Annotated in this window: 11 protein-coding genes; 5 read left to right on the forward strand and 6 right to left on the reverse strand. The window is 59.9% G+C overall.

Annotated elements, in window-relative coordinates:
• Positions 1–112: 112 nt before the first annotated feature.
• The 3 genes from SLW75_RS23575 to SLW75_RS23585 form a co-directional block, all read right to left on the reverse strand.
• A complete protein-coding gene (locus tag SLW75_RS23575) occupies positions 113–892 on the reverse strand; it encodes an ABC transporter permease (protein ID WP_410935595.1) in 780 nt (259 codons plus the stop codon).
• Positions 889–1,821 carry an ABC transporter ATP-binding protein gene (locus SLW75_RS23580; RefSeq protein WP_065993102.1) on the reverse strand — a complete coding sequence of 311 codons (933 nt, stop codon included), beginning with the start codon at positions 1,819–1,821 and terminating at the stop codon, positions 889–891. Before SLW75_RS23580 ends, SLW75_RS23575 begins: the two co-directional genes overlap by 4 nt.
• A 229-nt stretch (positions 1,822–2,050) precedes the next feature.
• A complete protein-coding gene (locus SLW75_RS23585; RefSeq protein WP_296309448.1) occupies positions 2,051–2,674 on the reverse strand; it encodes a glutathione S-transferase family protein in 624 nt (207 codons plus the stop codon).
• Positions 2,675–2,887: 213 nt separating this feature from the next.
• On the opposite strand from SLW75_RS23585, the gene SLW75_RS23590 reads away from it, so the two are divergent.
• The 4 genes from SLW75_RS23590 (at position 2,888) to SLW75_RS23605 (ending at position 8,062) form a co-directional block, all read left to right on the forward strand.
• Positions 2,888–5,332 (forward strand): acyl-CoA dehydrogenase, encoded by a 2,445-nt coding sequence (locus SLW75_RS23590; RefSeq protein ID WP_410935596.1) that lies wholly within the window; start codon positions 2,888–2,890, stop codon positions 5,330–5,332.
• Between the two features lie 199 nt (positions 5,333–5,531).
• Positions 5,532–5,735, forward strand: coding sequence for a hypothetical protein (locus tag SLW75_RS23595; RefSeq protein ID WP_074888180.1), 204 nt, complete (start codon positions 5,532–5,534; stop codon positions 5,733–5,735).
• Between the two features lie 64 nt (positions 5,736–5,799).
• Positions 5,800–6,210 carry a PA2817 family protein gene (locus tag SLW75_RS23600; protein WP_065993096.1) on the forward strand — a complete coding sequence of 137 codons (411 nt, stop codon included), beginning with the start codon at positions 5,800–5,802 and terminating at the stop codon, positions 6,208–6,210.
• 763 nt (positions 6,211–6,973) lie between these two features.
• Complete coding sequence (locus tag SLW75_RS23605) at positions 6,974–8,062, forward strand: LLM class flavin-dependent oxidoreductase (protein WP_410935597.1); 1,089 nt, start codon at positions 6,974–6,976, stop codon at positions 8,060–8,062.
• Between the two features lie 115 nt (positions 8,063–8,177).
• Here the strand turns inward: SLW75_RS23605 and SLW75_RS23610 are convergent, their stop codons facing one another.
• From SLW75_RS23610 to SLW75_RS23620, 3 genes are all read right to left on the reverse strand, one after another.
• Positions 8,178–9,635: a M10 family metallopeptidase C-terminal domain-containing protein gene (locus tag SLW75_RS23610; protein WP_410935598.1), complete on the reverse strand. Its 1,458-nt coding sequence runs from the start codon at positions 9,633–9,635 to the stop codon at positions 8,178–8,180.
• Between the two features lie 273 nt (positions 9,636–9,908).
• Positions 9,909–10,907 carry an NAD(P)H-quinone oxidoreductase gene (locus SLW75_RS23615; RefSeq protein WP_410935599.1) on the reverse strand — a complete coding sequence of 333 codons (999 nt, stop codon included), beginning with the start codon at positions 10,905–10,907 and terminating at the stop codon, positions 9,909–9,911.
• 96 nt (positions 10,908–11,003) lie between these two features.
• Positions 11,004–12,179: a saccharopine dehydrogenase family protein gene (locus tag SLW75_RS23620; protein ID WP_410935600.1), complete on the reverse strand. Its 1,176-nt coding sequence runs from the start codon at positions 12,177–12,179 to the stop codon at positions 11,004–11,006.
• A 110-nt stretch (positions 12,180–12,289) separates the two neighbouring features.
• Between SLW75_RS23620 and SLW75_RS23625 the strand changes: the two genes are divergently transcribed.
• Positions 12,290–13,189: a LysR family transcriptional regulator gene (locus SLW75_RS23625; protein ID WP_410935672.1), complete on the forward strand. Its 900-nt coding sequence runs from the start codon at positions 12,290–12,292 to the stop codon at positions 13,187–13,189.
• The last annotated feature ends 8 nt before the right edge of the window (positions 13,190–13,197 follow it).

Consider the following 13,197-nt stretch of genomic DNA (forward strand, 5'->3'; position numbering starts at 1 on the left):
TTCCCACGCTCCGCGTGGTAATGGCCCGTTTGACGCTCCGCGTTACAGTCAACGCAGAGCGTTTGGGGAGGCATTACCACGCGGAGCGTGGGAACGATCGTTCTGAAATCCGTTACTGACGCATCCCGCGTCCGCTCACCAGCAGCCGCGCGCAGCCCAGGTACAGCACGATGGTCGCGACGACCATGAACGCCAGGGCAATGCTGATCTTGATGTCCGACACACCGAGAATGCCGAAGCGGAAGGCGTTGACCATGTGCAGCACCGGGTTGGCCAGCGACACGGTCTGCCAGAACGGCGGCAGCAAGTTGATCGAATAGAACACCCCGCCCAGGTAGGTCAACGGCGTCAGCACGAAGGTCGGGATGATGGAAATATCATCGAAATTGCGCGCAAACACGGCATTGATGAAGCCCAGCAGCGAGAAAATCGTCGCGGTCAGCAGCACCACAATGATCGTGATGCCCAGGTGGTGCACATGCAGATCGGTGAAGAACATCGACAGCATGGTGACGATCACCCCCACCGCCAGCCCGCGCAGCACGCCGCCGATGGTGTAACCGATCAGGATGGTGTGGGGCGACACCGGCGAAACCATCAACTCTTCAACCGAACGCTGGAACTTGGCGCCGAAGAAGCTCGATACCACATTGCCGTAGGAGTTGGTGATCACCGACATCATGATCAGCCCGGGCACGATGTACTGCATGTAGGTGAAGCCACCCATGTCGCCGATCTGCCGGCCGATCAGGTTGCCGAAGATCACGAAGTACAGAACCATGGTGATCGCCGGCGGCAGCAGGGTCTGCGGCCAGATCCGCATGAAGCGCCGGACCTCACGATAAACGATGGTGTTCAGGGCGATCAGGTTGGGACGCAGCTCCGAGCTCATATCGCCACCTTCGCCAGATTCTTCTCGACCAGACCCACGAACAGCTCCTCAAGGCGATTGGTTTTATTGCGCAGGCTCAACACCTGAATGTTCTGCAGCGACAGCTGGCTAAACAGCGACGTGATGCCGATGGTCTTGTCGACCTGCACCTCGAGTGTCTGGTTATCCACCCGCTTCACCGGGTAGCCATTGAGCTGAGGCGCGGCCTGCAGCGGATCGCGAAGGTCCAGCAGGAAGGTCTCGACGTGCAGCTTGTTGAGCAGGGTCTTCATGCTGGTGTTTTCGATGATCGTGCCGTGGTCGATGATGCCGATGTTGCGGCACAGCTGCTCGGCCTCCTCCAGGTAATGGGTGGTGAGGATGATGGTGATGCCCTTCTCGTTCAGCTCGGTGAGGAAGGTCCACATCGAACGGCGCAGCTCGATATCAACGCCCGCAGTAGGCTCGTCGAGGATCAACAGACGCGGCTCGTGGATCAACGCGCGAGCGATCATCAGACGGCGCTTCATGCCGCCGGACAACGAACGTGACGGCGAGTCGCGCTTGTCCCACAAACCCAGCTGGGTCAGGTACTGCTCGGCGCGTTCCTTGGCGATCTTCGGCGGAATGCCGTAATAGCCCGCCTGGGTCACGACAATGTCGAAGGTCTTCTCGAACTGGTTGAAATTGAATTCCTGCGGCACCACGCCGATCGAGCGCTTGAGCTGCGCCGGGTTGCGATCAAGGTCGTGGCCGAAGATGTTCACGGTGCCGCTGGTTTTGTTGACCAGCGTCGACATGATCCCGATGGTGGTGGATTTGCCGGCGCCATTGGGGCCGAGCAATGCGAAGAAATCACCCTCGGCGACGTCCAGATCAATGCCCTTGAGGGCCTGGAAACCGTTGCCGTAGGTCTTGGTTAGCTGCCGGATGGACAGAGCTGAACTCATGACTGAACACACACCAATAAAATGAAAAGGAAGATAAACGAATACGAACGTGCAGTTGCCGGGCCGATAGGGCCGATCACAGGGGGCGCTGACATTGACGGCGCCGCGCAGCTGGAATGTCAGGCGCAACACATCACTTCAAATGCAGTGGCCGCAATGTTGCGTCCCGATGCCGCCCAAGTACAGCGACATCGATTGATAGTCAGTATTAACTCGACACGGGCTGAACTCAGGTCAGCGCGGTCATGACGGCCTTTCGATACGCCGGACGCTGTTGCAAACGTTCGTACCAGGCTTTGAGGTGGGGCAGCTCGCGACGTTCAATCGGCATTTCGAACCAGGGATAAGCGAAGCAGCCGAGGGGGATGTCGCCCACGCCGAATTCATCGCCCGAAAGATACGGCTGACGCGCCAGGGCTGCATCGACGATGACCAGCAGGCGCTCGACTTCGGCTTTAGCCGCATTGATCTGCGTCCAGTCCTGCTGCTCGGCGGGGGTACGCAATACGCCCCAGAAGACCGGACGGAAAGGACCGGCCAGCGTCGAGGTGGTCCAGTCCATCCATTTCTCAGCCTGGGCACGTAGCTTGGGGTTGCCGGGATACAGAGACGAGTCAGGCGCGTATTGCGCCGCCAGATAGCGAACGATGGTGTTGGATTCCCACAGCACGAACTCACCGTCTTCGATCATCGGCACCACGCCGTTGGGGTTCTTCGCCAGGTACTCGGGCTGATCGTTGATACCGAAAGCGCCGCCGGCATTCAGCGACTCGTAATCGAGCCCCAGTTCCTCGGCGATCCACAATGCCTTGCGCACATTGGACGAGTTCTTGCGGCCCCAGATCTTCAACATGTTGTCATTCTCCGTGTGGTCAACGAGCGATGAGTGGCGTTTGCGGCGGGCCACAGTCTACTCCGGGATGCGGGTGTTCAAGCCACAACTTCCTGCGCATCGGCCAGCCCCCGAACTCCGTTGGTAGCACGGGGTCACTATCGATGCGCGGGCCAGAGCGGTCGACTGCGCAGCCGGTTGCGCTTATCGCGCCGTCATCATGGAGGGCTATTTATGTTGTTGCTGTGGATCGTAGTGTTGGTGGTTGGCGTGGCCTGGCTGGCCCATCGCAGGGTTGCACCCTTCCCGGCCCTGGGCATCGTCGCGGTGTACCTGCTGGCAATGGGCGCGTTCAGCCATGCCCATGGCTGGATGGTCATTCCGTGGGTGTTGTGGCTGGGCGTCGCGTTGCTGCTGGCGTTGCCGGACCTGCGCCGCAAGCACTTCAGTGCGCCGATGTTCTCGTGGTTTCAGAAAGTGCTGCCGCCGATGTCCGCCACCGAGCGCGACGCCATTGACGCTGGCACGGTGTGGTGGGATGGCGAGCTGTTCAGCGGCCGTCCGGACTGGAACACGCTGCTCAGCTACCCAAAGAGCAAACTGACCGACGAAGAGCAGGCCTTCCTTGACGGCCCGACCGAAGATCTCTGTGCCATGGTCAGCGACTGGGAAATCGGTCAGGCCATGGACCTGCCGCCGCAAGCCTGGGCGCATATAAAAGAACATGGCTTCTTCGCGCTGATCATTCCCAAGGAATACGGCGGCAAAGGCTTCTCGGCCTATGCCCACTCGCAAGTGGCGATGAAGCTGGCGACCCGCAGCGGCGATCTGGCCTCCACCGTGATGGTGCCCAATTCACTGGGCCCGGCAGAGCTCCTGCTGCATTACGGCACCGACGAGCAGCGGAATCACTACTTGCCACGCCTGGCCCGAGGCGACGAGATCCCGTGCTTCGCCCTGACCGGACCGCTGGCCGGCTCCGACGCAGGGGCGATGCCCGACACCGGGATCATCTGCAAGGGCCAGTGGGAAGGTGAGGAAGTCATCGGCCTGCGCCTGAACTGGGAAAAGCGCTACATCACCCTGGGCCCTGTCGCCACCCTGCTCGGCCTCGCCTTCAAGGCCTACGACCCTGAGCATCTGCTCGGTGACGAAACAGACTTGGGCATCAGCCTGGCGCTGATTCCAACCGACACCGCCGGTGTGGAAATCGGTCGTCGTCATGTGCCACTGGGCGCGGCGTTCATGAATGGCCCGAACTCGGGCAAAGATGTGTTCATTCCGCTGGAGTACCTGATCGGCGGCCAGGCCATGCTCGGCAAAGGCTGGATGATGCTGATGAATTGCCTGTCGGTCGGCCGTTCGATTTCCCTGCCTGCAGTCGGTACCGGCGCCGCGAAATTCACCAGCCTGGTCACCGGGCAGTACACGCAAGTTCGCGAGCAGTTCAACGTACCGCTGGCGGCGTTCGAAGGGATTCAAGAATCCCTCGCGCGCATCGGTGGCAACGCCTGGCTGATGGACAGCGCGCGCATCCTGACTGCCAACGCGGTGGATCTGGGCGAGAAGCCTTCGGTGCTGTCGGCGATCCTCAAATACCACCTGACCGAGCGCGGCCGAGAGTGCATCACTCACGCGATGGATGTGCACGGCGGCAAGGGCATCATCATGGGCCCGAACAATTACCTGGGTCGCTCGTGGCAAGGCGCGCCGATCTTCATCACCGTGGAAGGCGCGAACATTCTGTCGCGCAACTTGATGATCTTTGGTCAGGGCGCCATTCGCTGCCACCCGTTCGTGCTGAAGGAAATGGCCCTAGCCGGCCGCAAGGATCATGACCGGGCGGTGGTGGAATTCGACGGCCTGCTGATGCAACACATTGGTTTCGCCGTGCGTAACGCGGCCAGTACGCTGGTGTTGAACCTGGGCGTTGGGCATTTCGAAAGCGTGCCGGGCGACCGGCTGAGTCAAGGTTATTTCCGCGCGCTGAACCGTCAGGCGGCGGCGTTCGCGATGCTGGCTGATCTGAGCATGATGTTGCTGGGCGGCGAGCTGAAACGCCGCGAGCGTCTGTCGGCGCGGCTGGGCGATGTGCTGAGCCACATGTACCTGGCGTCCGCCGCCCTCAAGCGTTACCACGATCTGGATTACCCCGAGGCGCTGGCGCCGCTGTTTTGCTGGTCCATGGAAGAAGCGCTGGGTGAGTCGGAGCGCGCGCTGGATGAGCTGCTGAGCAATTTCCCGAACCGCATTCTCGGTGGATTGCTGCGAGTGATCGTGTTCCCGTTCGGCCGTCGTCACAAAGGGCCTTCGGACAGGCTCGATGCCCAGGTCGCGGAAATTCTTGGCCGCGCCAAAGGCGATCCGGCGCTGGAATCAGTGCTGGCCGGTTGCTATCGCCCGACTGACGCAGAAGATCCGGTCGGCGCACTGCAGCACGCGAGCGACGTGCTCAGCGGCGCCAAGGCAATCCGCAGCAAACTCCATCACGCGGTGAAAAGCGGTCAGGTCAAGCCGGCGGGGGGTGAGCATCTGATCGACGCCGCGCTCAATGCGGGCGTGCTGCAGGCGGCGGAAGCGCAGACCCTGCGTGCGGCAGAGGCGGCGCGGCGCAAGGTGATCGATGTGGACGATTTCGACAAGGAAGCGCTGGTCGCCACCGAAGGCAAAACACGCTAACCACGGCCTACCCTGTAGGCGTGAGCTTGCTCGCGATCGCGGCGGGTCAGCAACATACCGTTGGCTGACGCGCCGTCATTCCCAGGCAAGCGAATCGCTTCCTACAAATCGCAGCCCGCGACTTACGTCTACATGCACTGCTCTGGCTAATTGTCCTACACTCCTTGGTAACAACAAGAAAAACCCAAGGGGACGCACCATGATTGACCAACGCCTGACCCATCGCTGCCTGCTCTCTGAAATTGCCTCGGGGGAGGATCTTTCCAGCGGTAAGCCGACACAAACCTTGCAAACCCTCCTGATGATGGGCTTCGTCACCCGTCTGCCCAGTCCCGACCGCACGTTTGCCCACCTGGCCCTCACTGAGGCAGGCCATCGGTATCTGGCCGGGTTGTGGCATTGAGATAGCCGCAGGCGGCGGGGGGATCTATACTCCCGCGCCTGTTTTTGTCTCTGAGGGCTTCATCATGGCCGACGCCAATCTCGACCACATCATGAATCAGCTGTTGCATTTGCGCGGCATCCTGGTCGCGCTGGGAGAGGCCGAGCAGGTCCCCGAGGAAAGTCATGCGCTGTTTCTGGAGCGTTACGATGAGTTGCTGACGCTGTTGCCGGCTGATCCGATCGAGAGTCAGTATCTGGGGCAGGATTTGTTGTGTCAGGTGATTCAGCGTTATCCGCAGATTGCGCATTTGGTGCCGCGGGATTTGTTGTGGTTTTTCGCCGGCGATTGTCTGCATTTCATGCCGGACGATGAGATTGATTTGTATACGGCGCTGGAGGAGCGTCGGTTTGAGGCGATGGAGAACGAGGAGCCGTTCGACTGGAATCAGGAGAAGCAGTTGTTGGCGATGTCGCAGTCTGAGTCCAAGCATTGATCTGATCTAGCATTGAGGGAAGCATTGAGGGAAGCATTGAGGGGACTGATTTATTTACAGCGCTTCACCGTAAATTAATCTGTCCCCGGTCGTCATGCGGCGTGGCTTATGACGCCAAGATCAAAGGCGTCAGCCTAACGGCCTCTGTTTCGCCTTCGGCGAGTTACTTTTAAAAAGCACTAAAAGTAACCAAAAGTGCCTGCTCTCGGTTTGGCCCGACTTCGTCGGGTTCCCTCACTCCGACGGCGCTCCGTGGGCCCGCGCCGAACGGACATCCATGTCCTGACGGCGCTCTCGCCGCATCCATCCGGCTCGACCCACTGCGCATCGTCTGCGTTCGGCCTGCACCCAAGTCGCGTTCAGCGGTGTCTGGGATATTTATGTATGAAGATCAAAGCGTGGAGCAGATCAACGGCTTCCCGGCTAAAGCCGGTCCTACAGGGAGCGTCGCCGGTCCTACTGACTGCGCTCATTTTGTAGGACCGGCTTTAGCCGGGAAGAGGCCAGTGCGGGTGCCGCAAATTGATCGTTCCCACGCTCTGCGTGGGAATGCATCCCTTGGCGCTCCGCGTCACTCTGAACTGGCAGTGATACTTCCACTTTATAAAAGATTCCCTGATCTTACCGATCCGCTAAATGCATTTTTTTTATAATTAGCTTAGCGCCAAATCGAATTTCACAGACCCTCCGCTTGCCCCTATGTTGCTGACTTGCTCCCGCGTGTCCTCTCGCGTCGGTTGGCCCATCAGTGCAAGGAGTTGTCATGAGCGTCGAGTTCATCGGTTATATCGCTACCCAGCCCGGATCGGAAATTCATCCCCGCAGCGGGCCGGCCGTTCAGCCTGAGTGCGTGGAGAAAGTCGCCCGAGCCCATGAAGAGGCGGGGTTTGATCGGGCACTGGTCGCCTACCATTCCAACAGCCCGGACAGTGCGTTCGTGGCGTCTTATGCGGCGAGTGTTACGCGTACGTTGAAGTTTCTCGTGGCCCATCGTCCGGGCTTTATTTCCCCCACCGTCGCCGCTCGGCAATTCGCTACGCTGGATGTGTTCACTGGCGGGCGTATTGCGGTGCACATCATTACCGGCGGGGACGATCAGGAGCTGCGCGCTGACGGCAGTTTCATTGGCAAGGATGAGCGTTACGCCCGCACGGACGAGTACCTCGGCGTGGTGCGCCAGGAATGGACGGCCGACAAGCCGTTCGATCATCAGGGTGATTACTACCGGTTCGAGGGCGCTCATTCGTTGGTCAAGTCGCCGCAGCAGCCTCACATTCCGCTGTATTTCGGGGGTGCCTCTCAGGCTGCGCTGGAAGTCGCCGGTAAGCATGCCGATGTCTATGCCCTGTGGGGCGAGACCTACGAGCAAGTAAGAGACATCGTCAAGGAAGTGCGGGCCGAAGCCGCAAAACACGGCCGGACGGTGCGTTTCAGTTTGTCGTTACGGCCGATTCTGGCGGAGACGGAGGAAAAGGCCTGGGCGCGTGCGGACGATATTCTTGAGCGGGCGAAGGCGCTGGCCCAGGCGTCCGGATTCGAGCGACATGACCCGCCGAATGAAGGCTCGCGGCGTTTGCTGGAAGCAGCGGCCCAAGGTGCGCGTCTGGACAAACGCTTGTGGACCGGCATTGCCGGACTGCTCGGCGCGAAAGGCAACTCCACCTCGTTGGTGGGTACCGCAGAGCAAGTGGCCGAGGCGCTGCTGGATTATTACGACCTGGGGATCACGACGTTCCTGATTCGAGGTTTTGATCCGCTGGAAGATGCGGTCGATTACGGCAAAAAGCTGATCCCGCTGACGCGCGAACTGGTCGCCCGGCGCGAGCAGGAGAAGAACGAAAAGGTCGCGTGAACGGCGGCCGTGGCTCTCGATTCCCGCTAACGCCCCGCGTATTCAGCAGGCCCCGGTCTGCTGAATACGCGCCGGATAAGACGCCGCCCTATTGAACTGTCGTTGGGCAAACAGGTTACATAGGCGCAGGCTCGGCTGGATTGATGCCGACAATAGAAATCAGCGGTTCGTCCAGATAAAGGCCGTCATAAACCACCGGAACGCTTGTGTGGTTGCCGTTCAGTGCGATCTGGAAGAAACGCCCGTCTGCATCGGCTTCGAAGGAGCGCAGATAGGTCCGGTCCTGGTCTTCGTTGTAGTCGAGCTTCAAGGTGCCATTTCGTCCATCGCCCGTGCGGTCGAACCCCAAATCGAGAATGAACAGACGGTCTCCGCTTTCAAAGTCGGTGATAAGGTCCGAATGACTGGCGTCCGCCGTGCGATAGCTGTCGGTCATGCGGTAATAAACGAAGTCATCAAGGCCGCTGCCACCGGTGAGTGTGTCCTTGCCCATGCCACCGGCCATGACGTCGTTACCAGCGCCCCCGTTTATGATGTCGTTGCCCTGAAAACCCACCATCTGATCATCGCCCACGCCGCCGGCCAAGACGTCATTGCCGCCGGTGCCGAGCACATCCATGTTATCGCGGGTCATCGTATTGACGATCTTGGGCCCGCTGGTGTTGCCGAAATCCACCGTGTCGCGATTCAGGTCCGCCCTGAGATTGCCGCTGAACAGGATTTCAAACTGATTGCCGTCAGCATCGGCTTCCAGCGACTTCAAGGCTGTCTGCGTACCTGCGCCATTGACCACAACCTTCAGCGTGCCATTGAAGCCATTGCCCAGGCCGCTGAACCCCAGGCTGGACAGATCCACGAGATCGCCCTCAGCTGCATTGAAATCAGTGACCAGATCCCGACCGGCAGTGTGCGCAGAACCTGTCGAAGTGCGGATGCTGTCGGACACGGAACTGAATACGAACTCGTCGGCGCCGGTGCCGCCAGTGAGGGTATCGCCGCCCCCGCCGCCCACCAGACGATCATCGCCGGCCAGGCCAGTCAAGGTATCGCGACCCTCGTAGCCCATCAGGGTTTCTGCGCCAGCCGAGGTGCCGACAACGCTGTCGCCCGAATCGCTGCCGGCAATCAGGCGCTGGAAGTTGGCATTGGTCAGGGTGTAATCGCCACTCAGGAGCAGCTCAAACCGGTTGCCGTTTTCATCGACATCGTAGCTTCTGAGAATCGTCCGATAATAGCCGTCATCTGTATTGCTGACGATCTGCACGGTTCCGTGTGTGCCGTCGCCAATGCCGGAAATGCCCAGCGCGGTCAGGTCAAGGCGATCAGCCTTATCGAAATAATCGATGTAGTCGACTTGCGAGCCGCTACTGTCGCTGATGGACCCATAGCGCAGTACGGCGTTTCCATAGGCGTAGAAACTGTCCGAACCAGCCCCGCCGATCAGTACGCTGTCACCTCGACCCTCAATGTAATCGTCCCCAGCACCGCCGTAGATAACATTGAGATCGAAGGAACTGAAAAATTCATCCTTACCCGCGGTGCCGTACCAGAAAACCTTTTGTTGATCTGCCATTGAAACGCTCCCTGAGCTGCCGCCAGAGTGGGCGGCAACAGCTGTGATAGGCAAAGCGGCAGTTGGTTCGCGGGCCAGCAGTGGCCATTATCGACTTTCCGTGAGCAAAGGCTCTGCGGGCCTTCATAAGATGCTTGAGGCCAGCGCAGTCGCTCTTCATGGAGCTTGAAGCGTACAGAGAAGCCGGTCGCCCCAAGCCAACCATGGCACCTCAAACAACAAATGAACAACGCCCGGCGGGGCAGTCAATGACACGCACCGGGCGATTCACGTTCACACCGCCTTCAGCACGATTTTGCCGACATGGTCACCCTGTTCCATTCGCTGATGCGCTTGTGCTGCGTCGGCGAGAGGAAAAATACGGTCAATGATAGGCAGGCACTCGCCTTGCTTGATCAACGGCCAGACATTGGTATGTACGGCGCGAGCAATCTCGGCTTTTTCCTCCGCGCTGCGCGAACGCATCATCGACCCTGTCACCGAGCCTTGCTTTTCCATCAGCGCCAACAGATTGAAGTCCTTGACGGAGCTGCCGCCCAGAAAACCGATAACGACCAGTCGACCACGTCGTGCAAGTGACGCCACGTTGTTCTCGAAATAGCTTCCGCCCATGATGTCGAGAATCACGTCTACGCCCTTGTCCTGGGTTTGCCGGGCGATCTCCTGAGCGAAGTCCACCTCGCGGTAATTGATCGCTTCGCCACCCAGTGCGCGGATCCGGTCGCACTTTTCCTGGCTGCCGGCCGTTGCAAAAGCCTTGATCCCCAAGGCCTTGCACAGCATGAGCGCAGTAGTGCCGATGCCGCTGGTGCCGCCATGGATCAACACGGTGCCGCCCTTTCGGGCCTGGCCCAATTCGAACAGATTGGCCCATACGGTGAAGAATGTTTCCGGAATGGCGGCGGCCTGAATCATGTCCACGCCGTCCGGGACAGGTAGTGATTGGGTCGCTGCCACAACGCAGTATTCGGCGTAACCACCGCCATTGGTCAGCGCACATACCTTGTCGCCCAGCTTGAAGTCGGCCACCTTTGCGCCAACCCCGACGACCTCACCGGCCACTTCCAGCCCGGGCACAGGGGTCATGCCGGGTTTCATCGGGTATTTGCCTGAACGCTGTATGACATCAGGACGATTGATGCCGGCGGCGTGAACCCGGATCAGCAACTCGTGATCACCCGGCGTTGGCACATCGGCCTGCATTACCTTCAATACTTCGGGGCCACCGGGTTCGGTGATCTCGATGTAGTTCATGCGGTTTGGCACATTCATGGGACACCTTTTGTTGACTAGGCTAATTGTTGAGAGAGCTAAAGACTCTGAAAGCTGAACGTCAAAGACATTCAGCCTTTTTAGCGGCCCATCGAATCAACCCTCGACGGTAAACCTCAGCCCGGCTTTCCCCGTCAGGCGCTTGAGCAGCGCTTCATTCAGCGCCGCCGCGGGCGTCCAGCAACCGCCCGGGGTCTCCTCACGTGTTACATCGAACGCCAGCGCCATCGCTGACTCGGCCAACATCTTGGATGTCGACAGGTAGCCCGGGTCCTCGTCGCAACTCACGGATGCCTTGAGCACCTGACCATCGGCCAGTTCAGCGATGAACAGCACGTCATAAAAGCCCGCCTCAAGCTCATTCTGTGTCGGCCCTTGCCCCGGTTGAGGATGACCGCCCTCATTAAAGGAGAAGCCCGCCAGACCAGGCTCATCGTCGTCGCTCGGCTGCGCACTGAGCATCAGCATTTCGTCGTACTGAAAGGACGTGCCCCACAGGTGCCCTTCCAGCAAGTTTGTGCGATGCACCGCCTTGGAATTGATGCCCGACATGATGAAAGGCCCGACCCAGGTCTGCGCCAGTTCATCCCTGTAAGGGGTCTGATCATCAGGTTGCTCGACGCCTCTGAATCCTGGTGTGTAGGCAAATGGATCGGCCACCAGTTCACCGAGAGCAGGATCCTGCGCCGCCGCTGCAACCACAGCGTCGACACTCAGGAACGTGCCACCCGACAGCACGCCTTGCATCTTGCGCACCCGCCCCCTGATCCGAGGTGCGTAGCGAGCGAACTTCTTCATGACCTGCTGCTGGGTGAACCATACGCCGAGGTCGAACGGCACCGAATCGAAACCACAGGAGAACACCAGTCGCGCGCCCGAGGCCTGGGCTTGGGCCTGATGGCTGCCGATCATCCGGGCAATCCAGGGGATCTCCCCAGAGAGGTCAACGTAGTCCGTCCCCGACTCGGCGCAGGCGGCCACCAGGTCAGAGCCATAGACCGAAAACGGCCCTGCGGTGGTAATCACCACCCGGGTCGTGGCGACCATGTCGCGCACGGACGCGCGGTCCCGGGCATCGGCCACGATCAGCGGCAGCGCTGCGGCGTTTGCCCAACTGTCCCGAATGGCTTCCAGCTTGCTCAAGCTGCGACCGGCAATTGCCCACTTAACAGGGCCGTCAACGCCGTATTGAGCGAAGAGGTATTCAGCGACCAGCCGACCGGTGTAACCCGTGGCGCCGAAAATGATCACATCGAATGTTTGTTTACTCATGGAAAAGATGATTCCTGAAAGCGCCGCGAAGCGAAGGCGACACTCTAGCCATCCTTCCTACAAATGATTAGATGGTATGGTAGGAATGGACCTATAACCGCAGAGCATTAATTGTGCGCGACTCCGTAACCGATCTGGTGGCCCTCCTGCGGGTCGCCCGTGAAGGCAGTTTTACCAAAGCGGCGGCGCAGCTTGGCGTTTCCCAACCTGCGCTGAGCCGCACCATTACCAAACTGGAATCGCGCCTGGGCGTGCAACTCCTGACACGCAGTACCCGCAGCGTCGCGCCGACCGAAGCCGGGGCGCGCTTGATCGACCGCATCGGGCCGCATTTTGACGGGATCGAGTCAGGGCTGAACGAGCTGAGCGAACTCAGCGGAACGCCGGCCGGCAGTCTGCGCATCACCTCTCTGGAGCACGCAACCCATCTGGTGCTTGCACCGGCTGCGCTGCAATTGATGACCGACTATCCAGGCATCAAGGTTGAGATCAACGACAGCTACGCCTTGGTGGACATCGTCGCCGAGCGCTTCGATGCCGGTATCCGCCTGGGCGCACAGCTGGCTCAGGACATGATCAGCCTGCCCATCGGCGGGGATTTTCGCATGGCCTTGGTGGCCGCCCCCGCCTATCTGGAACACCGCGCTAAACCACTGACGCCACAGGACCTGACCGAGCACGCCTGTATCAACCTGCGCCAGCCCACCTCGGGAGGATTGTGGGCTTGGCCTTTCGCCAAAAACGGGAGAGAAATCAAAGTACGCGCCGACGGGCATCTGGTGAGTAACAACATCTGGCTCATGCGTGATTTTGTGAGGGCGGGTGCCGGACTGGGCTACTTCCCGGAGCATCTGGTCGAGGACGATCTGGAACAAGGTCGCCTGGTGCGGTTGCTGGAGGACTGGACTGAGACCGTCACCGGGTATCACCTCTACTACCCAAGCCGGCGCCAACACAAACCGGCTTTTCGTTTGCTTCTGGAAGCCCTGCGGGATCGGGCGGACCGCTGACTGTCTCC

The organism is Pseudomonas sp. W5-01, assembly GCF_046540435.1.
Lineage (GTDB): Bacteria > Pseudomonadota > Gammaproteobacteria > Pseudomonadales > Pseudomonadaceae > Aquipseudomonas > Aquipseudomonas graminis_B.